Source organism: Serratia sp. L9, assembly GCF_050632285.1.
Classification (GTDB): Bacteria; Pseudomonadota; Gammaproteobacteria; order Enterobacterales; family Enterobacteriaceae; genus Chania.
Genome location: NZ_CP192591.1, coordinates 5533552 through 5554201, shown reverse-complemented (window position 1 = coordinate 5554201; position 20650 = coordinate 5533552). Strand labels below are relative to the sequence as shown.

At 52.6% G+C, this 20650-nt stretch carries 20 protein-coding genes and 6 pseudogenes; 16 read left to right on the top strand and 10 right to left on the bottom strand.

Annotation, left to right across the window (positions count from 1 at the left end):
* Window positions 1-7 precede the first annotated feature (7 nt).
* The gene (locus tag ACQ86O_RS26480) at window positions 8-1687 is read right to left on the bottom strand and encodes an alpha-keto acid decarboxylase family protein (RefSeq protein ID WP_431223536.1); all 1680 of its coding nucleotides are present in this window, start codon (window positions 1685-1687) and stop codon (window positions 8-10) included.
* A gap of 440 nt (window positions 1688-2127) precedes the next feature.
* Window positions 2128-2394: a hypothetical protein gene (locus ACQ86O_RS26475; RefSeq protein ID WP_431223535.1), complete on the bottom strand. Its 267-nt coding sequence runs from the start codon at window positions 2392-2394 to the stop codon at window positions 2128-2130.
* Between the two features lie 165 nt (window positions 2395-2559).
* Between ACQ86O_RS26475 and pagP the strand changes: the two are divergent.
* From pagP to ACQ86O_RS26460, 3 genes and pseudogenes are all read left to right on the top strand, one after another.
* A pseudogene (gene pagP, locus ACQ86O_RS26470) lies at window positions 2560-3158 on the top strand (lipid IV(A) palmitoyltransferase PagP).
* Window positions 3159-3299: 141 nt separating this feature from the next.
* Entirely contained in the window at window positions 3300-3794 is a 495-nt protein-coding gene (locus ACQ86O_RS26465) for a DUF2501 domain-containing protein (RefSeq protein ID WP_431223534.1), read from the top strand.
* Window positions 3795-3853: 59 nt separating this feature from the next.
* Window positions 3854-4123: a putative hemolysin gene (locus ACQ86O_RS26460; protein WP_431223533.1), complete on the top strand. Its 270-nt coding sequence runs from the start codon at window positions 3854-3856 to the stop codon at window positions 4121-4123.
* Window positions 4124-4127: 4 nt separating this feature from the next.
* Here the strand turns inward: ACQ86O_RS26460 and ACQ86O_RS26455 are convergent, their stop codons facing one another.
* Window positions 4128-4724 carry a hypothetical protein gene (locus ACQ86O_RS26455; protein ID WP_431223532.1) on the bottom strand — a complete coding sequence of 199 codons (597 nt, stop codon included), beginning with the start codon at window positions 4722-4724 and terminating at the stop codon, window positions 4128-4130.
* Between the two features lie 202 nt (window positions 4725-4926).
* Here ACQ86O_RS26455 and ACQ86O_RS26450 point away from each other — a divergent pair, with 202 nt between their 5' ends.
* Together ACQ86O_RS26450 and ACQ86O_RS26445 are read left to right on the top strand one after the other, a co-directional pair.
* Window positions 4927-5709: a DeoR/GlpR family DNA-binding transcription regulator gene (locus ACQ86O_RS26450; RefSeq protein WP_431223531.1), complete on the top strand. Its 783-nt coding sequence runs from the start codon at window positions 4927-4929 to the stop codon at window positions 5707-5709.
* Window positions 5710-5711: 2 nt separating this feature from the next.
* Window positions 5712-6095, top strand: a complete 384-nt coding sequence (locus ACQ86O_RS26445; protein WP_431225836.1) for a VOC family protein — start codon at window positions 5712-5714, stop codon at window positions 6093-6095.
* Here ACQ86O_RS26445 and ACQ86O_RS26440 read toward each other — a convergent pair.
* Window positions 6096-7003: pseudogene (locus tag ACQ86O_RS26440) on the bottom strand (LysR family transcriptional regulator).
* 125 nt (window positions 7004-7128) lie between these two features.
* On the opposite strand from ACQ86O_RS26440, the pseudogene ACQ86O_RS26435 reads away from it, so the two are divergent.
* Window positions 7129-8009, top strand: a pseudogene (locus ACQ86O_RS26435) (pirin family protein).
* Window positions 8010-8185: 176 nt separating this feature from the next.
* Window positions 8186-8440 carry an ABC transporter ATP-binding protein gene (locus ACQ86O_RS26430; protein WP_431223530.1) on the top strand — a complete coding sequence of 85 codons (255 nt, stop codon included), beginning with the start codon at window positions 8186-8188 and terminating at the stop codon, window positions 8438-8440.
* Window positions 8441-8546: 106 nt separating this feature from the next.
* Here the strand turns inward: ACQ86O_RS26430 and ACQ86O_RS26425 are convergent, their stop codons facing one another.
* Complete coding sequence (locus ACQ86O_RS26425) at window positions 8547-9332, bottom strand: helix-turn-helix transcriptional regulator (RefSeq protein ID WP_431223529.1); 786 nt, start codon at window positions 9330-9332, stop codon at window positions 8547-8549.
* Between the two features lie 117 nt (window positions 9333-9449).
* Between ACQ86O_RS26425 and ACQ86O_RS26420 the strand changes: the two genes are divergently transcribed.
* A complete protein-coding gene (locus ACQ86O_RS26420; protein WP_431223528.1) occupies window positions 9450-10220 on the top strand; it encodes a class I SAM-dependent methyltransferase in 771 nt (256 codons plus the stop codon).
* Between the two features lie 40 nt (window positions 10221-10260).
* Here the strand turns inward: ACQ86O_RS26420 and aqpZ are convergent, their stop codons facing one another.
* On the bottom strand, window positions 10261-10956 hold the full coding sequence (aqpZ, locus tag ACQ86O_RS26415) for an aquaporin Z (RefSeq protein WP_431223527.1): 696 nt from the start codon (window positions 10954-10956) through the stop codon (window positions 10261-10263).
* 442 nt (window positions 10957-11398) lie between these two features.
* On the opposite strand from aqpZ, the pseudogene ACQ86O_RS26410 reads away from it, so the two are divergent.
* Window positions 11399-12759 (top strand): annotated as a pseudogene (locus tag ACQ86O_RS26410) (esterase-like activity of phytase family protein).
* 242 nt (window positions 12760-13001) lie between these two features.
* Complete coding sequence (locus ACQ86O_RS26405) at window positions 13002-13277, top strand: DUF1471 domain-containing protein (RefSeq protein WP_431223526.1); 276 nt, start codon at window positions 13002-13004, stop codon at window positions 13275-13277.
* Between the two features lie 104 nt (window positions 13278-13381).
* Here ACQ86O_RS26405 and ACQ86O_RS26400 read toward each other — a convergent pair whose 3' ends face one another.
* Window positions 13382-13843, bottom strand: coding sequence for a GNAT family N-acetyltransferase (locus tag ACQ86O_RS26400; protein ID WP_431223525.1), 462 nt, complete (start codon window positions 13841-13843; stop codon window positions 13382-13384).
* Window positions 13844-14435: 592 nt separating this feature from the next.
* On the opposite strand from ACQ86O_RS26400, the gene aroL reads away from it, so the two are divergent.
* Window positions 14436-14960: a shikimate kinase AroL gene (gene aroL / locus ACQ86O_RS26395; RefSeq protein ID WP_431223524.1), complete on the top strand. Its 525-nt coding sequence runs from the start codon at window positions 14436-14438 to the stop codon at window positions 14958-14960.
* Window positions 14961-15018: 58 nt separating this feature from the next.
* Here the strand turns inward: aroL and ACQ86O_RS26390 are convergent, their stop codons facing one another.
* Complete coding sequence (locus ACQ86O_RS26390) at window positions 15019-15762, bottom strand: helix-turn-helix domain-containing protein (RefSeq protein ID WP_431223523.1); 744 nt, start codon at window positions 15760-15762, stop codon at window positions 15019-15021.
* A gap of 100 nt (window positions 15763-15862) precedes the next feature.
* On the opposite strand from ACQ86O_RS26390, the gene ACQ86O_RS26385 reads away from it, so the two are divergent.
* The 4 genes and pseudogenes from ACQ86O_RS26385 (at window position 15863) to ppnP (ending at window position 17176) form a co-directional block, all read left to right on the top strand.
* The gene (locus ACQ86O_RS26385; RefSeq protein WP_431223522.1) at window positions 15863-16261 is read left to right on the top strand and encodes a nuclear transport factor 2 family protein; all 399 of its coding nucleotides are present in this window, start codon (window positions 15863-15865) and stop codon (window positions 16259-16261) included.
* Between the two features lie 59 nt (window positions 16262-16320).
* Window positions 16321-16515: a YaiA family protein gene (locus ACQ86O_RS26380; protein WP_431223521.1), complete on the top strand. Its 195-nt coding sequence runs from the start codon at window positions 16321-16323 to the stop codon at window positions 16513-16515.
* Between the two features lie 39 nt (window positions 16516-16554).
* A pseudogene (locus ACQ86O_RS26375) lies at window positions 16555-16653 on the top strand (DUF1177 family protein); the annotation flags it as partial.
* A gap of 232 nt (window positions 16654-16885) precedes the next feature.
* Window positions 16886-17176, top strand: a complete 291-nt coding sequence (ppnP, locus tag ACQ86O_RS26370) for a pyrimidine/purine nucleoside phosphorylase (RefSeq protein ID WP_431223520.1) — start codon at window positions 16886-16888, stop codon at window positions 17174-17176.
* Between the two features lie 167 nt (window positions 17177-17343).
* Here ppnP and rdgC read toward each other — a convergent pair.
* Window positions 17344-18254: pseudogene (rdgC, locus tag ACQ86O_RS26365) on the bottom strand (recombination-associated protein RdgC).
* A gap of 389 nt (window positions 18255-18643) precedes the next feature.
* On the opposite strand from rdgC, the gene mak reads away from it, so the two are divergent.
* Window positions 18644-19552 (top strand): fructokinase, encoded by a 909-nt coding sequence (mak, locus tag ACQ86O_RS26360; RefSeq protein WP_431223519.1) that lies wholly within the window; start codon window positions 18644-18646, stop codon window positions 19550-19552.
* Between the two features lie 30 nt (window positions 19553-19582).
* Here the strand turns inward: mak and licT are convergent, their stop codons facing one another.
* Window positions 19583-20440: a BglG family transcription antiterminator LicT gene (gene licT, locus ACQ86O_RS26355; RefSeq protein ID WP_431223518.1), complete on the bottom strand. Its 858-nt coding sequence runs from the start codon at window positions 20438-20440 to the stop codon at window positions 19583-19585.
* Window positions 20441-20650: the final 210 nt, after the last annotated feature.

Below are 20650 nucleotides of genomic sequence, written 5' to 3'. Positions count from 1 at the left end.
GAAAGATTTAAGCGCTGCGCCGCGGGTTATGCAGGCCAAAGTTGAAGCTGTTGCAGCGGTCACAAAACTCTTTCATTGCCGGTGGGGTATCCATCATCGGCAATTTCACTTCAATAAACGCCAGCCTGTCTTGCCGTGAGGCTTGTTCCAGAGCCATTTCCAACTGTTGGCCGGTTTCCACCACCGCGCAAAATGCCTGGGCCAGGGGGCCTAACACTGCCGGGAGTTTGGCGTAATCCCAGGAGGCGATATCGTTATAGGAAGAGGATTCGCCGAGGATATAGCGCTCAATGGTGTAACCCTGGTTATTTATCAGGAAGATAATCGGCCGCTGCTCACAGCGCAGCAGAGTGGATAACTCCTGGGCGGTCAGTTGGAATGAACCGTCGCCAATAAACAGCAGATGACGGCGTAGCGGGGCTGCCATCAGCGTGCCGAGCAGTGCTGGCAGGGTATAACCGATCGAGCCCCAGATGGGCTGATTGACCACCGTAACGCCATCCGGCATACGCATACCGCCGATTGCTGCACCAGAGGTGCCATTTTCTACCACCAGCACGTCGTCTGCCTGGATAAAGCGATTCATACGCTGCCAAAAATAGGCCTGGTCGAGTGGATTTTCGCCGGGTACCGCTAATTTTCGCACCGGGTCAGGCAGGGGTGCCAGCGATGATCGTGTCGCAGGCATTGGCTCTTCCAGCAGGGTTTGCAGTAATTCAGCCGCAGTAACTGCCGGGTAGGAAGTGTTATCCAGCTTCAGCGCATAGGGCTCAATATCCACCACCGCCTGCGCCGGGATCTGCTGGCTGAAATAGCCAGTGGTGGAATCCACCAGGCGCACACCAAAGCTCAGTATGCAGTCCGACTGGGCCATAAGTTCAAACAGCGCCGGGCGGGACAGGTTACCGCTGTAGCCGCCTTGCCAGCCCAGGGTATTTTCCGGGATCACGCATTTTGCCGTCGGCATATTGGTGATGGGAATGGCGAATTTAGCGGCGAGTGCAATCACCAATTTCTGCAGTTGATAACGATCGACCATCTGATCGACCAGGATTAGCGGCTGTTTGGCCTGCTGGAGGCGTTTGAGCAAGGCCTCGGTTGCCAGCTTGAGATAGCTGGGATCGCTGCGCGGCAAGCTGGGCGAATCACCGGGGGCGGCCACCTCAATTTCTACATCACAAATATCGCAAGGCAACTGCAGGTAAACCGGTTTTTTCTGCTGCCAGGCGCAGGCGATCACTCTTGGGATCTCCAGCGCGGCATTTTCCGGCGTAATCAATGCCTGTGCCACGGTGAACTGTTTGAAGCAGTTCATCACGTTATCAAAGTTGCCGTCTGCCAGCGTATGGTGCACCAGTGCATGGCTTTTCATGGCGTGCAATGGTGGTGTGCCTGCAATGCAGACAACGGCAGCGGATTCCGCATAGGCTCCGGCAATGCCGGAAAGCGCCGCCAGATCCCCCACACCATAGGTAGTAATCAAGGCGCCAGCACCTTTGAGCCGGGCATAGCCATCGGCGGCATATGAAGCATTAAGCTCATTGCAGTTGCCAATGAATTCAATCTCGGGGTTATGCTCGATCAACTCCAGTAAGGCCAGGTTGTAATCACCGGGCACGCCGTAAATACGATCCACTTTCAGGGCGGCCAGTTGTTGCAGGATGAATGAACCTATGGTGATCCTCATTTATTGCTCCACATTCACGTTAATTTATTGTTATTTAAGGGAACGCAGCATATGGCTTGCTGGCGATGTCGTTCCGTTAATCGTTGAAAATGCGCGTCGCTTGTAGGGCGTCAGCCTTAACAGTTGATGAAAGTGGAAACTTGTTCAAGTTGCTTGGGGTAGGTTGAGTTTTTCGAATCGTATCGGACGGTTTACGGCCTGGAAAGGTTATGGGCAGGGGAGTGACCAAAAGAGCGGGTACTTTTCTTTTAAGGGTTACTACATGAAATGGCGGTAAGACCAGGAGTAGAAACTCAGGCAGGTACTTTTCTCTGGATGTATTTATCCTGATTCAACTATTTAAGCTTTCACTGAAAAAATGAATTATATATTTAATCTAATTAACTCTTATTGGGTAATGACCTGTGCCAGGCGCGGCGGGATTGCCCCTTTCCTCTGGCTTAAGCGCCACTTTCTCTCCGTTGGCAGGAAAGCTTTACATGCGGCTTGCCCCAAGTGGCTAGCGCAAAGACAACAGCAGGTTGTGCAGCCTTGATGGTCAGGAAACAGGAAAGGTGTTTTATCCATTTCCTGACCATGAATATCCCCGAAGCTGCGCCGCTCACGCCGCAGGCCGGTGAGATAAAGTAGAGACCGCCGTGCTGGGCGTTTACGCGTACGTTAAGGGAACAGGATTTTTCCCACAGACAAGCCACTGGTCGCGACATAGATTAGCCGCTCAACCTGTAGGGGGGCAGGCTGGCGGGTCTTCTCTGCGTAACTTTAATGGTTCTTCAACAAAGGGGATAAAAGCATTAGGTTAGCAGGATAAAGCTTGATTATAAGGGGGGCGATCGGCAAGAATCCCCGGCTTTAAATTTTACTGGAGCTTTATGATGGTTTTTAAACGGACTTTAATGGCTTGTTTACTGGCGTTGGTATTTTCCGCACTGCCTTCTTATGCCGAGGAGAGTACCGAAAATAGCAATGCTGCGCCATCGCAAGAGCAGGGATCTGGCTGGTGGGGGCGCTTTACCGGCAATGTGGCAGAAACCTGGAACAACTCGCCCAATAAAGAGTTCTATCTGCCTGCAATCACCTGGCACAATCGCTGGACTTACGATAAAGAAAAGACCGATGGCTATAACGAGCGTCCCTGGGGGCGGGGTATGGCATTTCCCGTTTCGATCAGGACGGCGATTGGCACGGCATCTACTTTATGATGTTCAAGGATTCGTATAACAAATGGGAGCCGATCGGCGGTTATGCCTATGAGAAGATCTGGCGCCCGATCGAGGGTGAGGATTTCCGCCTTGGTCTGGGCTTTACCGCCAGCGTGACTGCCCGCGACAACTGGAACTATATTCCGATCCCTGCGCCGCTACCGCTGGCGTCTATTGGTTACAAGCAGCTAACCTTTCAGGCTACCTACATTCCTGGTACCTACAATAACGGCAACGTGTTCTTCGCCTGGCTGCGCTGGCAGTTCTGATTTTTCTTCCTGAAATCCTAAAAATGCCCGTCAACCTGAATAAAAGGAACTTGTCGGGATACCTGGCGTCCGAAGCTAGGATCGTGGCACTACGCGCTTTATCGCGCTGCCATATTGGAGATAAACAGGAGCTTTACCTTTATGAACACCAAACATCGTTTATTGCTGGCGTTGACCATGGCTTCGGTGATGGTTGCAGGCACCGTTCAGGCTGCCGGGTTGATGGATACCCTCAACAGTGCTGCCAGTGAACTGGGTAAATCAGGGGGTAGCGGTAGCAGCAGCGGCGGCCTTTCGTTGTCATCGCTGACCGGGTTGTTGAACGGTGGCGACAAGGCTCTCAGTTCTGGCAGCATGACGAATGCCGCAGGTATCCTGCAATATTGCGTGAAAAATAACGTCCTTTCCGAGAAAGGCACTGAAGCGATCAAAGATAAATTACTGGATCAACTGGGTATTACCAGTACCGCCAACGCCAAGAGCGAAGATTATCAGCAAGGTCTTGGTGGCCTGCTAAATACCGGTGATGGCAAGAGTCTGGATCTGAACAGCCTGGGGACTTCGCAAATTACCGAAAAAGTGAAGCAGAAAGCCTGTGATCTGGTATTGAAGCAGGGCATGTCCTTTATTTCCTGACCGACTTCGCGATGGCGCAATCCTGCGCTATCGTCCCATTTATTACCAGGTAGATATCAATGAAAACGATCCTGATGCTTTCCTTTGTTGCTGGCGTTGCGCTGTTGCAAGGATGTGCTGCCAAAACCAATAATGATGCACCGCCGCCGCCGCAGGTGAACAAAAATATTGGCATGGCTAACCCGGCAGATGTTTACTGCACCAAGCTTGGCGGCAAGCTCAACGGCCGGCAAAACGCCCAGGGGCAGTATTCCACCTGCACTTTGCCAAACGGCCAGGAAATGGATAGCTGGGAACTGTTCCGCCGCGATCATCCAGTGAAGAAATAACGCGTTAAAACTTGCTGTTGGTTATCGGGTGATAGCGTTCTGATCCTTCCGCTGTTAAGGTCAGTGGCAGCCTGCCATCGTGGTTGTCTGCCACCGAAAAGACCGTGCGGAAACTGCAACCGCTGTTGATATCCTTCACTTTCATCACGTAGCTGGTATCGGGCTGCAGTTTGATATTGAAACTGCTGGCTGCGGGAAGAAATACCTCCGCCAGTGTTTGCCGGGCGGCACTCTCCAATTTGACCAAGACCGCAAATTTGTTGTGCTGATTATCCAGGGTAAATGCCTGCAATTTACTGCCGGTTTTCCAATCCGGCTGGTGAAGAAAACCAGCCGAAGCGGGCCATGGCTGCCCCTGATTGTCAGGCAATGGCCCAACGCAGTGTTCACGCGCCTCACGCAGCGGTGCTTCGCGTTGGATCACGTAATTTTGTGGGGCGGCAAGGGTAAAAATTTCTTCTGGTTGCCTTTGCTGCTTAATGGCAAAAATGCCCGCAGCCACTACGGCAAAGAAAATCACTAACGTCAGCCGGCTTCTGAAGATTGGGGCAAACACCTTGCCCGGTAATTGAAACAACCATCTTGCTACTCTAAATAGCATCGCTTTTCCTTAATACCCGTCGCCTTTCACGTGCAGCCAGAGTATCTAATTGAGCCGTTACGTCTACGGTAACGTTGCTTTCCCAGTATAGCCAACATCCCACCGGCAAATTTCCCCAAACGCGCTTTTTGCGCAAGATCATTGTTCATTTATGTACGATTGTGTACATTTGTGTTCAGTTTGTTTGTGTCGGACTGCCATAATGTCAAAATTGCTACCAAACGAGCGCCATCAGGCCATCCTCGCAACCTTGCAACAGCAGGGGCGGGTATTGGCGATAGAAATGGCGGCCCGTTTGAATACCACCGAAGCCACCATTCGCCGCGATCTGCGCCAATTGGCCGCGCAAAACCTGTGCAAACGGATATACGGCGGGGCGCTGGCTCCTACGCCTGCCACTGGCCATATTGCCGAGCGCATTGCCCTTAGCGGGGATGAAAAACAGCAGTTGGCCCAGGCTGCCCTGGCGCTAATTCATACCGAACAGGTGATTTTTCTGGATGCAGGCAGCACCCATCTGTATCTGGCGGACCTCTTGCCGCGCGATCGGCAACTTACGGTGGTAACCAACGCTCTGAGCGTGGCCAGCCGGTTGCTGGAGCGCCCTGGGATACGCACCATCCTGATCGGTGGTGAAATCGATGCGCAGGTCGGGGGCTGTGTGGATGCCAAAGCTGTAGCCGAGATTGGCTCGTTTCAGTTCGATATTGCCTTTACCGGTGTCTGCGCTTATGACGCCGACAGCGGGTTTACAGCCCTGCGCTATCAGGAAGCCCAGTTTAAAAAGCAGGTATTGGCTCGCGCCGGCAATGTTGCAGTGCTGTGTACCCGCGACAAATTCAATACCTATGCCCCCTATACGTTGCTGCCCGCCAGCCAGGTCGACTACCTGGTCATTGCTCGTGGCGGCCATCTTCAGCTTGAGCAGCAGGTCACACTCAGCGGCGGCAACGTGCTTTATATCCCGACAGAAAATGGAGAATGATGATGAAAATAGCCCATGTTGCCTTATGGACACAGGATATTGAGGCTCAAATCGGCTTCTGGCAGCGCTATTTCAACGGCGTGGCGGGGGAGGAATATGTGAGCAAGAATCGCCCTGGCTTTGTTTCCCGCTTTGTTCAACTGGCCAGTGGGCCTGCGCTGGAGATCATGTATGTGCCTGGCTTGCTGCCAGCAGGCAAAGGCGAGGAGCGTGTTGGCTGGGCACATATTGCGCTTTCGCTCGGCAGTGAGGCGCTGGTGGACGAGTTGGCGCAGCGAGCACAGCAGGAAGGCATTCTCCTGGGGCGTGCGCGCTGGACTGGCGATGGCTTTTATGAAGCCATCATTCGCGATCCAGACGGTAATGCCATCGAAATCACCGCCTGATCACGTCTCTTCGAGGGCGGCGAATTGCTGTGCCAGAAAGTCTATCAACAGCCGCACCGCTGGCAGTATGCCACGGCGTGAGGGGTAGACCAGATGTATCACACCGCTCTGAGGCTGCCAGCCGGGTAACAGTTGCACCAGATCGCCACGCAGAATGTCATCGCGCATCATCATGATCGGTAGCTGAACGATACCTGCCCCGGCAATTGCCGCCGTGCGCAGCATCAGCATATCGTCGGTGACCAGCCTTGGCTGGTGCTCCCACTGGAACTTCTGTTCCTGCGGGCCGTGGAGCTGCCATTGATGCTGGGCTTTCGCCGGGCCCAGATCGAGCGTCGGGTAGGCCTGCAACTCTTCGGGGGTGTTAACCGGGCCGAGGGTGCGCACCAATGCCGGGCTGGCGGCGATGCACCCGCGGCGTTGAGCCAGGATCTTCAACACAAGATCGCTGTCTTCCAGCGGAGGGGGCCTCACACGCACGGCCAGATCCAACCCTTCGCCCACCACATCGACCCGGCGGTTGGTGGCTTCCAGATGCACCGTCACCCGCGGATAATCTGCCATAAACCTTGCCACCATGCTGCCGATACGCGTATGCAACATGGCAACCGGGCAAGACATGCGAACCGTTCCGCAAGGTTCTGCGCGGGTCTGTTCGATTGCCTGCTGCGCCGCTTCGGCTTCAACCAGCATTGCCTTGCAGTGAACGTAATAATTTTGTCCCAGTTCGGTAACCGAAAAACGCCTGGTTGAACGTTGGATCAGGCGCACACCGAGCCGTTCTTCCAACTGTGCCACCCGGCGGCTGAGCTTGGATTTGGGAATGCCCAGCGCGCGCCCTGCGGGGCAAAACCTTGATGGTCCACCACGCTGGCGAAGTAGAACAGATCGTTCAGATCGGTAGGCATCACAATCTCCTATTGTTCCATTTGTAGAACACTGAGTGTATATCCTGGCGACTACTGCAGCAAACCGCGTTGGATTAAACTTCTGGCATCAACGTAAGGCCATGTGCCTGCAACAGGAGTTCAAGATGAAAAAGATCCTTGGTATTTATAACAGCCCGGAAGCCCACTGGGTCGGTAATGGTTTCCTGGTGAATTCACTGTTCTCGTATAACGAACTGGGTGCAGAAATGAGCCCGTTCCTGCTGTTGGATCATGCTGCGCCAACCAAATTCCGTTCGGCTAGTGGCCGACGTGGCGTGGGGCAACATCCACACCGTGGGTTTGAAACGGTGACCCTCGTTTATCAGGGCGAAGTGGAACATCGTGACTCTACCGGCAGCGGCGGGGTGATTGGCCCTGGTGACGTGCAATGGATGACCGCAGCCTCGGGTATTCTGCATGAAGAGTTTCATTCCAAAGCGTTTTCCCATAAGGGGGCACGATGGAAATGGTGCAATTGTGGGTTAATCTGCCTGCCAAAGACAAAATGGCGGCACCGGGTTACCAGACGTTGCTGAATAAGGATATACCGGTAGTTCCACTGGCGGATAACGCCGGCTCAGTTCGGGTGATTGCCGGGAGCTTTGGTGGCCATGCGGGGCCTGCCCGAACGTTCAGCCCGCTGAATGTGTGGGACATGAAACTTAACGCCGGACATACCACCACCCTGCAGGTGGAAGAGGGGCATACGCTGGCATTAGTGATGCTGCATGGGGCCATTCTGGTTAACGGTGAGCAGATTGTGCGGGAAACCCAAATGGTGCTGCTGGATAGAAGCGGTGAATCCATCACCATTGAGGCTAACAACGATGTCACTTTGCTGGTGCTGAGCGGTGAGCCAATCGCAGAGCCTATTGTCGGTTACGGCCCGTTTGTGATGAACAGCGAAGCTGAGATCCAGCAGGCTTTCCACGATTTCAACAGCGGGCAGTTTGGCACGATGTCAGTGGATCAGGAGAGTGCATAATTCACTATTTACATACAAAGTATAGGGATTTCAGGCGCGGCCTTTGGCTGCGCCTCATTTATTTGCTGCTCGCGATAACTAACCCGTTGAGGTTTACGCATCTTTACTAAAAAACCGATTGAAAATACAGCGGTATTTCTACATATAATGGACTGTTAAACCATCAGGGAGCGCGTATGGGAATCAGTGAGGAAGAGGCTATCCGCCGATTAACCCTCGAGAAAAGTACCGTGGGGAATTCGGCTAAATGGGTAGCCATTGTTTCAGCAGTATACTTTACCATGATGGTTTTTTACGGCCATCCTCCTGGCGCGCTGACTCTGTCCGGCGCCATTTTTGTGGTTTCGGTCACTACCTGGCTGAAAAAACGTCAAAAGGTCAAAGCCTATCGCCTGGCTCTGGCAAAAATCGATGACAGTAAAACGCCCTGACATTGTTTGATTAGGGGCGAAACTCTTCCCAGTTACCCCCGACCGCCACTGAATAACCCGGCCCGCAGGCTGAACCGCTCACCAAGAAGCACGATTGCAACAGATTTTACGGCAGCGGTATTAACATCACCATTTTAAGCCCGTTATGTTCTGCCGGGTAGAATGTGACCTGCTGGAAATGCAGTTCGCCTTGTTTCGGATGGCTGAAAATGCGTTCCCCGCCTTCACGGGCCATCACGTCTTGCTGTTTCCACCAATGGTGGAAGGCCTCGCTGTTGTGCGTCATGTTACGGACAAAGGCGCGTATCTCCTCTGTTCCCTGATGATGGCTGGTCTCAGCCCGAAACTCCGCCACTACGCGCCGGGCGCGGTCCTCCCAATTGCTGACCAGCAGTTTCGCTTGCGGGTGAAAGAACATAAAGTGCAGCAGGTTCGGGGTGTTAGCCTGTTTCAGCCAATCGCAGAATAGCTGCTCTGCCTGCGGATTCCAGGCCACCATATTCCAGGTGAGATCGAGCAGGTAACAGGGAACCGTCATCTGATGCACGCTTTGCAACACCGAGGCATTGACCGCTTCCTGAGGCGGCTCCAGCTCGGGATCGGCGATGCGTGCCAGAGTGAACAGATAATGACGCTCGGCATGGCCTAACCGAAGTGCTTTGGCAATGCGTGCCAGCGTATAAGGCGAAATGGAAATCTCGCGACCCTGTTCAATCCAGGTATACCAGGTTGCACTGATGCCGCTGATTTGCGCCAACTCCTCACGGCGCAGGCCGCTGGTACGGCGACGAGAAGCCGTGGGCAAGCCTATCATTTCTGGCGTTACCCGTTCCCGATGTGCGCGCAGGAAGGCCCCGAGGGCTTTCTGGCTGGATATGTCGTCCGATTCCATAGCGTGGTACCTGTTGATACTAGGATAAGTGGTTATATTGTACCCGTATAACAGCTTGATTATAGTCATTACCAGCCATCCGGCACAGGCGTAAGCCAGATAAAAATGGGAGCAGCTATGAGCATCAGCAACAGCCATAAAAACGCGGTCGACCGCCAATTCGGTGAACAGGCTAATGCCTATTTGACCAGCACGGTCCATGCGCTAGGGCAGGACTTGCAGCGCCTGGCCAGGTTACTGGCAGGGAATTCCTCCGCGCGTTTGCTTGATTTGGGATGTGGGGCGGGGCATGCCAGTTTTACCGCAGCAGCCAATGTGGAGCAGGTAGTGGCATACGATCTGTCGGCGCAAATGCTGGAGGTGGTGAGCAAAGCGGCAGGGGAAAAGGGGCTGGTAAATATTCAGGTGCAGCAAGGTGTGGCGGAATCGTTACCCTTTGATGATGCCAGTTTTGACGTGGTGATCAGCCGCTATTCGGCACACCACTGGCATGATGTGGGCCGTGCATTGCGTGAGGTGAATCGGGTATTGAAAGCGGGTGGGCGGGCCATCTTGATGGATGTGGTTTCCCCTGGGCATCCTTTACTGGATATTTATCTGCAAACCGTTGAGGTATTGCGGGACACTTCGCACGTGCGTAATTATGCACCTGGTGAATGGTTGAGGATGCTGACTGAATCCGGGTTGCTGGTGCGGGAGGTGACATCAGATCGTTTGGATCTGGAGTTCAGCAGTTGGGTGGCACGAATGCGCACGCCGACGCATTTCGTCACGGCGATCCGAGCCTTGCAACAAGGGGTGGCGGCAGATGTGCGCCAGCACTTTGCCATTCAGGCCGATGGCTCATTTACCAGTGATATCATGATGTTTGAAGCGGTAAAAGGGTAAATGACAGGGCAGCCATTGCGGGCTGCCCTGAAAATAATACTTACTTCTTGTCTTCCAGCAGGACGCGGTAGATCAAACCACCGACAACGCCGCCGACTAACGGGACCAGCCAGAATACCCACAGCTGTTGCAATGCCCAGGTTCCCTGGAAAATTGCCACCGCGGTACTACGAGCCGGGTTAACAGAGGTATTGGTTACTGGGATGCTGATCAAGTGGATCAGCGTCAGTGCCAGGCCAATTGCCAGAGGTGCAAACCCTGCCGGTGCGCGTTTATCTGTCGCACCATGAATAACAATCAGGAAAAATGCGGTCAGCACGAGTTCAATTACGATAGCAGCCTGCAAAGAATATCCATCCGGTGAATGCTCACCGTATCCATTCGAAGCAAAACCGCTGGCGGTAGCATCAAAACCTGCTTTACCGCTGGCAATTAAATAAAGCACTGCTGCTGCTGCAATACCACCAATCACCTGAGCAATCACATAAGGAATAACGTCTTTAGCCTGGAAACGGCCGCCGGCAAATAATCCCAGGGTTACTGCCGGGTTGAAGTGGCCACCAGAAATATGACCGACGGCGTAAGCCATGGTCACAACGGTTAGACCAAAGGCTAAAGCAACACCAGCAAAACCAATACCCAATTGCGGGTATGCAGCGGCCAATACTGCGCTACCACAACCGCCGAACACCAACCAAAATGTACCGAAGAATTCGGCAAAAAGTCGTTTTGACATAGATTCCATCCTGCTGGGGAAAACTAACGGGTGTTAGCACTAAAAACTATAGAACACCTTTATTGAGATGCAGGGTTCAATACATAGCTTTTGTTGCGCGCCCACGATTACGGCCGGTATTAAATCCCTATCTTTTTATTTTGTCTATGCGTAAGGGGTTATTTTAAGAAAATACTATTAATTTGATGGTTTTTTATCTACCAAATGAGTAATTATCTTAGTGCCGCTCAGGTAAATTCCTAAATTTATATTTTTCATACGTAAGTCATGCGTGTTTCAATTGGTTTTTATCATTCAATATTCGCGAGTTGATTGTTTATTTCTATTTGCTATAAATTCTTTATTCAGGGTGCTCATGTGGTTTAGAGCGGATGTCATAATAATGTCATGGCAAGTTATTAGGCTTACGGGTTGTTCCTTCCTCTTACAATGAGCTAATACCATGAGAATCAAACCACTTTTTGTCTTTTTTGCCTCTGTGTTGCCGCTGTTGTCCCAGGCGGCCGAGGTTAAGGTTGCACGCTACAATGTAAGCTTTCCGGATGGCGATCGCGTGAGCTATACCGGGGTTTTCGCCAGCCATTTTCCGCAAGGATTACCGGTAGGGATTGGTTCAGGGTTGGTATTCAATGGCGTGGAAGGGGGCGATTTGTTACTGACCACCGTTACCGATCGTGGCCCGAATGCTGATGCTCCTGCCGTGGGTAAACAGGAGGCCAAGATTTTTGCCAATCCTGCTTTTGTCCCTTTATTGATGGATATTCGCGTCAGCGGCGCTAAGGCTAATGCAACCCGGGCGCGCCCATTACATGATGAGAGCGGTGTGCTGAGTGGTTTGCCACTGCCGGGCAACCTGATTGGCTCAACCAATGAAGTCGCACTGAGCGATACTCTGCAGCCGCTTGCCAGTGACAAACGTGGCCTGGATACCGAAGGGATCACCCCAGATGGTAAAGGCGGTTACTGGTTATGTGACGAGTATGGCCCTTTCCTGATCCATATCGATAGCCAAGGTAAAATCCTGGCCAAATATGGCCCAACTCCGTTACCGGGGGAACAGGCTGTCGCCAGTGGTTTGCCGAATATCATCAAATGGCGCCAGCCTAACCGGGGTTTTGAGGGTATCACGCGCTTACCTGATGGGCGGATCCTGGCGGCGGTGCAGAGCACGCTGGATATCGACGGCAAGAGTAAAAACAAAGCCCAGTTTACCCGCCTGGTGAGTTTTGATCCCGCCACTGGCAAAACGGCAATGTATGGCTACCCGATCGATATCGCCAGCTATAAGAAGGCCAAAGATGCCAAGATTGGCGATATTGTTGCGGTCGACAACCAGCATATTTTACTGATTGAGCAGGGCAGCGATAAAGACAAACAAATGATGAACAAAATCTACCTGGTGGATCTCAGCCAGGCCAGCGATCTGACGCCGTTTGATGGTGAGGGCAATGCTCCGGAGTTTGATAATGCCGCACAATTGGCCAAACGGGGGTAAAATTGGCGCAAAAGCGTGAAATGGTAGACCTGCGCAAGCTGGGGTGGCAGCAAGAAAAAGTGGAGGGGCTGGCGTTGATCGATAACCGCACGCTGGCGGTGATTAACGACAATGACTTTGGCCTGCAGGCTAAACTGGTCAATGCCGAACCTGATGGGAAGAAGATCACCGATTATCAGTGGGTTCAACCGGGCAAGCTCAGCCTGGATGGTAAACCGGTAAAAACGACCATCGAACTACGGCCATTAGAGCAACCGGAGTCATTGAGCGAGCTATGGGTGCTGACACTTGCTCAACCGCTGCGTTAAAGGCATTGGGCTTGGCAAATATGCCAGGCCCATAATATTGCGCATAAGATATTTTAAAATAGAGTATGAAAATAAAGCTATAAATAAAATTTTGGGCTACCAGGAAATACCTATTCTTGTTTTCTCCTTGTTTTACTCACAATGATTGAGCTTCTTTACGTTGGATTACGTCCGTTTTCATTAGCTAACTCATAATTAACATCACTGAGCACAAGTTGTTAATCAAAATAACGGAGTCAATCATGAAACTATTATCTGGTATCGCAGTTGCATTGCTCGCCACCGCTTCATTCTCCACCTTGGCCGCCGGTGCCAAACAGGTCGATAACACCCAAGCCAGTACCCTGCAGAGCATCGGGGTCGTCTCAGTTTCTGGGGTCAGTGGTTCTCCAGATGATGCTATTCATGCGCTGAAGCAAAAAGCGACCGAAGATGGTGCAACCCATTACCGTATTATTGGTCTGGATAACCCTGGTGATTCCAGTGATTGGCGGGGGAATGCGGAAATCTATCGTTAGTGGATCCCGTTAGAGTCGTAATATAAAAGATGGCTGCGGATAATCATCTGACTGGTAATCCTGACAGGTTTATGGGTTGATTATTATCGCAGCCATTCTTCTTTTCAAAGCCGTTTCTCCATTATCACCACCTCCTCACCATATTGTTGACGGCGCTCAATGGTGTGCCAACCCCAACGGACATACAGCGCCTCTGAGCCGTCGGTGATCAGGTGCAGGATTGGATGGCCTTGCCGCTGTGCCATGCTGACAATCGCCTGCTCCAGGCGCTGGGCGATGCCTTGTCGCCGCTGGTTTGGATGGACAAATACGCCGGCCAACCAGGGGGAGAGATCCATTCGATGATGATCGTCACTTGGCCACAGGCTGGCCATACCCAGCGGGCGCTCGCCATCAATCATCAGCAGCGTCAGGTAATCTTCACTGGGTTTGCTGCATAAGGTAAAACGCTGGCGTGTGCGTTCCAGTGTGCCGCCACGTTGCGAACCCCATTGGCCAAATGCCCAGGCAGCGCAAACATCGACAAACTGTGGGCACTCGGCCAGTGTAACAATTCGTTGTGTCATATTAACCCCCTGAGATATTCCATCAATTTATAGCCGTTGCCTTGCAAGCTACCGCGTTGTTACCGCCATTCTAATCGCTTCCTGGCTGTGCGGTATCGGGAGGCGCATATGCCGTAGGCGTAAGGATGCGCTTGAATGGCCAGCTTGAAATTTATGGGGTATAGCCTGCCAGCTTTAAGGAAGGCGACGGTTTTCTTGATTATTAATGCCCTGTTTTCACGGCGTTAGCCAGGTAATTAGCCAAGGGGATAATTGCATTTTGTTGAAACTGATAATGAGAATTATTATTATATTTAGCGTTGGTAACGCAACCGTGGTTTCTGCAGATGGGAAAATCTGTTTAAATGGCCGCCCTCAAGCAATGAACCAGCCCTCAGGCAGGATAGGCAATGACAAGTTATTCTGATGTTGGCGGGCGTAACTGGAATTTGTTGTCTGAAGTCACTGTTCTATTGAATTTACACTATCGTAAAGATTGAAATACGGATTGAGGGCGGTATGATGCAGTCATAATGCCAGCGTTTAATCTGCCTGCCAGCACGTGCGCAGGCAAACCCATGCATTCAAGTCACCGCAAAAGGGACAACCCGTAATGACACAAACCATTTTTATGGTAGGCGCTCGTGGAGCAGGAAAAACCACGGTAGGGAGCGCATTGGCGCAGACACTGGGTTATCAGTTTGTCGATACTGACCTGTTTATGCAGCAGACAACGCAAATGAGCGTGGCGGAAATGGTTGCACAAGAAGGCTGGCTGGGTTTTCGTCGTCGTGAAACCATGACCCTGCAGGCGGTGACACAATCGTCAACCATAGTTGCCACCGGCGGCGGGGCGATCCTGGCGGAAGAGAACCGGCGGTTCATGCGCCAGCAGGGGACGGTGATCTACTTGCGGGCGCCAGCCAGCGTATTGGCAAAGCGCTTGGAAGAATACCCGGAAGAGGGCCAACGCCCCACGCTGACCGGGCGACCCATCGCCGAAGAAATGCTGGAAGTGCTGGCAGCGCGCGAAGCGCTGTATCAGGAAGCCGCACACCATATCATAGATGCCAGTGCCAATCTCCAGCAGGTGATAGAGGAGATCCTGGCGGTATTGCCGCGCGAAACGGTAAAGTAAACCGCCTTTGGGTGCACAATCCGGTGCTCACTATTCAGGTTATATTGCCAGGGCTTTCTCACTGCGGCGTCGCTGGCTGACGTTGAGTAAAATAGAGCCCTGGGGTCTTACCAAAACGCAGGCGGAAAGCGGCAATATAGGCGCTGACATTTTCATAGCCGAATTCACTGGCAACGTTGGCGACGGGCTTGCCTGCCGCTAGCGCCTCCAGCGAGCGGATCACCTTAGCCTGTTGTCGCCAACGGGCAAAACTGACACCGGTCTCGTGCATAAAGCGTCGGCTGAGGGTGCGAGGGCTCAAACCTGCCCAGGCTGCCCATTCACCCTGCTGGCGAAGATGAGCGGGTTCGCTCAATAACGCATACGCAATTTTCAATAGCCGCGCATCTTGCGGCAGCGGCAGTTGCAACGGCTTGGCCTCTTCGGATTGCATCTCATCTAGCAAAACCTCCAACAAGCGTTGTTGCGCATTGTCGAGTGGCGAGGAAGATTGCGCCAGGCGTTCAACCAGCGCCAGGCTCAAGGGGTTGGCCACGGTCAGGCGTGGAGCCGTTGCCAGTAGGTGGCAATACTTCTCAGGGAGATAGAGGCTCCAGCCGATCACCTTGCCGCAAGCCAGCGCCTGATGGGGGCAACGGGGCGGTAACCAGCCAATATTACCCGCGGTCATTGCCCACTGCTGTCCTGATGTTTCCAACATAATCATGCCGTGGGTCAACAGATAAATCTGCCCTTGCTGATGTTGATGCCAAGGGGTCAGATGCTTTTTGTCGTACAGTAAGCGTTCGCTGTGCAGTTGCATAAGATTGGCCGATTAGCGTTATTGAATGTCTTTATGTGGTTATTATGCCACTGTCAGTCAGCGTTATGCTCTTCGGGCGATGTGATTACCGGAGAAAAATATGACTGCTTGCCCCTCTTGCGATGTTGTCCAAACTGCTTTGCAGCAGGTTGTCGGCAATCCCAAGCACCAACCCCTGTTGATTAGCGAACTGTTCAGCCGCGATTATTGCCAGAAGGTGGATGGAAATACGCTGAATTTCGAACAGTTCCTTCAACATATGGCGTTACTTAAACAGATCACCCATAGCATGACGCTGGAGATCCTGGCGATAGTGGCTGAGGGGGACGCTGTTTTAACGCATCATCTGGTGAATGTTGAAAAGCACGATGGCAGCCAGAGCCAGATTAGGGTGTTGGCCCATTTCACTGTGCGTAATGGCAAAATCCAATCCTGTGTTGAGTTGACCCAGCTATTGGTTGGGCAACATGAGGACCGCGATCTGGGATCGCGCCAGTAACTGGCATTCTTAGGTGATTGCCTATACTTAATTGCAGGTTAACCACACAGGAGAACGTTATGCCGAGTAAACCTCCCTATCCAAGAACGGCACGTATTGAGGTTGTAGACAAAGGTGAAGTGGGCAAGCAGGTTCGCTGGTATGAACTGCGGGCTGACCATCCGAAGCCCAATTCACTGATCAGCGAGCATGAAACCGAGCGGGAGGCCCTGGACGCTAAACGGCGTTACGAGGATGAAACCCTGAGCGAATAACCTGCGGTGTAACCATAAATGGCCGGCGCAAACCGGCTTCACTTCAACAGTATTCTGCAACCTTCAACCGCTACAGCGGCCCCGGTAGTCAGTGTCGCTATCTGTAGCGACTCGGTCGTGCCGGGCTGCGGCACTGGTGATCGATTGCACTGGTTACCCGACAAGAGCGGGATTTTTGCAGGGGAAACGGGGAATTGCGCTGCGGTTTTCCAACGTGCTGCTGGCCAAGCTGGCCACCGAGCTGATTGTTTGATCCCGCTCATGCTTTACCGCACGTGGCGATCGCATTTCGCAAGAAAAATCAGTGACAGACCCATTTTCATCCCCCAATATGGGGGTTCCATAAAGATGATTACGCGGGTGCCAGTCTATGCTGAAAGTGAATGAGTATTTTGGCGGGAAAGTGAAGTCTATCGGTTACGATAGTAGCAGCATCGGTCGTACCAGCGTCGGGGTAATGGAAGAAGGTGAGTACACTTTCAGTACCGCGCAACCGGAAGAGATGACGGTGATCACCGGAGCACTGAAAGTGCTGCTGCCGGGTGCACCGGATTGGCAAGTATTTACCCCAGGTGAAAAGTTCTTCGTACCTGGGCAGAGTGAATTTAACCTGCAAGTAGCCGATGCGACGGCGTATTTGTGTCGTTACTTAAGTAAGTAAAAATACCCGTCGTTTTTCAGGCCGCAGCATTATTAGCGCGATTCGCTGTGTTGTACAGGGAGGGATAGATGCCGCGGCCAACATGAAATCCATAGGGTATTTGTACTTATCCCCGTCTGTTTTTACTTGACCCACCCTCTTCGTGAAGGAGAGGGAATTGGTCAGTTTTAGCGCTGAGCTTCGCCACCCAAGGCTTCAATGGTGTTGCTGATCAACGCGGCCAGTTCGCTGGTCATCAGGATAAAGTCGGCATCGAAACGCTGGGCGAAATCCTCACGATCAATATCATCGTTCTGATCGCGCAGGGTATCGGCAAACTTCAGGCGCTTGAGTGAGCCGTCGTCGGCCAGCATCAGTTGAATGCGCTCCTGCCAATCTACCGCCAGCTTGGTCACCAGCTTGCCTGCTTCAATATGCACTGCGATTTCATCGCTGATCAGGTTCTGTTTCTTGCAGCGGATCACGCCGCCTTCTTCCAGGATCGCCTTAAGTTCGGCCTCATCCTGAATGATAAAACCGGCGGGCAGCTCGCCAGAACGCACCCATTCAGTGAGGGTCAGTTCGATCGGGCTTTCCATAGTCAACGGCACTACCGGCAGTGAACCCAGGCTTTTACGCAGCAACGCCAGCATATCTTCGGCGCGCTTGGCACTGGCGGCATCCACCATAATCAGATCGTTAACGGTGTCGATCCACATATAAGTCTGGTTAAAGCGGCTGAAGGCGCGCGGCAACAGGCTGTGCAGCACTTCATCTTTCAGGGAGTCTTTCTCGGTTTTTTCAGCTTGCGGTGTTGTTCACCTTCCAGCTTTTCGATCTTCGCCTGTAATTCCTGTTTAAGCACCGGAGAGGGCAGGATCTTCTCTTCTTTACGCGCGCAGATCATGATCTGACCATTAACCGAATGCGTCAGTGCGTCGCTATGAGAGCCCATCGGGGAAACCCAGCCGGTTTTTGCCATATCCTGGCTACCGCAAGGAGTGAAAGCAAAGGCGCTGAGCTGTTTTTCCATTTCTTCTGCATTTAGCGCAACTTCGCGGCTCAAACGGTAAACCATCAAATTCTTAAACCACAGCATAATATTATCCCAGGCTGGGCGTGCATTTATCCCTGTCATACTTCAAGCAGCAGGTGTGTTAACTGCGCTCAATGACTCGGTCCATCCGTGAACCTAGCCCCCCTAGCCGCTGAGTTGAGTCAACTCCAGGGGATCTTTGAGCTTGTCGCCTTCCCGCAACTCGAATTATTTAGGGTTTTGCACGCTGATTCATCAAAAGCAGGGCGGCATAATAACGAATTGACGCTGAAAAATCGCCTCATTCCCTCTGATTTGCGTCAGTTGCCGCGTTTTGTTCATCAGATGTGGAAATTGCCAACACCGTCACACTCGGTGAGAATGGCGGGATCCGTGCCGTGGGTTATATTAGGCGCTGAGCGGGTTGTCGTGGTGTGTTGAGGAGAATAATCATGCGTATTGGTATCGATCTGGGTGGCACTAAAATTGAAGTGATCGCGTTAGCCAACGACGGGCAAGAGCTGTTTCGCCACCGTATTGCAACACCTCGTCATGATTATCAGCAGACGTTGCAGGCCATCACCGGTCTGGTGAGGTTGGCAGAGGAGAAAACCGGCCAGCAGGGCTCGGTGGGCGTGGGGATCCCGGGGACGCTGTCGCCCTATACCGGCCTGGTGAAAAACGCCAACTCCACCTGGCTGAATGGCCAACCGCTGGATAAAGATCTTTCCGCCATGCTGGAGCGCGAAGTGCGGCTGGCTAACGATGCCAACTGCCTGGCGGTATCGGAAGCCACCGATGGGGCTGCCGCAGGCAAGCAAACCGTGTTTGCTGTGATCATTGGTACCGGGTGCGGTGCCGGGGTGGCGATTAACGGCCAGGCCCATGCCGGAGGCAACGGCATTTCCGGCGAGTGGGGCCACAACCCGCTGCCGTGGCTGGACGATGATGAACTGCGTTTTCGTGCCGAAGTGCCTTGCTACTGCGGCAAGCAGGGTTGTATTGAAACCTTTATCTCCGGCACCGGTTTTGCAACCGACTATGCGCGGCTGAGCGGTAACGCGCTGAAAGGTGATGAGATCATGGCGTTGGTCGCACAGCAAGACCGGTTCGCGGAGCTGGCTATCCAGCGTTACGAGTTACGGTTGGCAAAATCCCTGGCGCATGTCATCAATATCTTTGACCCGGATGTGATCGTGCTTGGCGGCGGTATGAGTAACGTCGAGCGGCTGTATCAGACGGTGCCGCAGTTGGTGAAACCCTGGGTCTTTGGTGGGGAATGTGAAACCCCGGTGCGCAAGGCGGTGCATGGCGATTCCAGCGGTGTACGCGGCGCCGCCTGGCTGTGGCCACAATTGTAATCCCGGTTAGCCAAGCCAAAGGGCGGCGTTTCAGTCCTTTGGCTGGTAGTTCCCCTCGCTTTCACTACGCACCCGCTCGATATGGATGGTCAGAAACATCATCTCCTCGCAGGTCAACTGATGCTGATAATGTTTGGCGATATGTTGATTGATCTTACCGGCGCAGGCAAAGGACTCGCGGTATTTGTCCTTCACAACCTGGTACAGCGAGTCGTCATCGCTATTGACGTAGTTCTTGCCCAGCAGCCGCTGGGCAAAGAATTTCAAGTGAGTGACGAAGCGGTGGTAGCTGAGGGTTTCTTCGTTGTAGTCAAAGCGGAAATGGTATTTGACGATATTGAGGATCTCCTGCATCACGCGGGTGATATGCAGGGTATTGTGCATTTCGTCATTCAGTTGGGCGTTGACCAGATGTAACGCAATAAACCCGGCTTCGTCTTCCGGCAAGGTGGTTTTCAACCGCTGAGCAATGAGAGTCAACGCCTCCATTCCCACAGCAAACTCGTTAGGATAGAGTTTTTTGATTTCCCACAGCAGCACGTTTGTGATGTCCAGGCCCTGCGCGTGGCGTTGCAAGGCAAAGTGGATATGATCGGTCAGGGTGATGTAGACGATATTGTGCAGTTTCCCCGGCAGACGCTCACGGGCGAGGGTGATTATCTTGTCTGCGGTGGTAATGCAGGCCAGCGGGATCTCCGCCAGCAATTCTTTATAGCGCTCGCTCATTTCGCCGCTATTGAGGGTGAATACCTTTTCGATCAGGCTTTCATCCACGCTATCCCCGGCTTTCTTTTTAAAGCCAATGCCACGCCCCATGACTACCGTTTCTTCCTGATGGTCGTTGAGCGTAATCACTACGTTATTATTGAGTATCTTAGCGATTTTCATGGCTATTCCCGGCCTGCTGAAAACGAAAAAACCCGACGTTCGGGAGCGATCCCAAAGGTCAGGTTTTGCCTGTATTCACAGTGACAATCCTGTAATTGATCGCATGATAACCTTTGCTGCCGGTTGCTCAAAGCTTTTCACCGCGTACTGAAACCGCGATCACACTTCTGGTCCGGTTTGGCCAGCAAAAATCACCCTGGCACACATCGG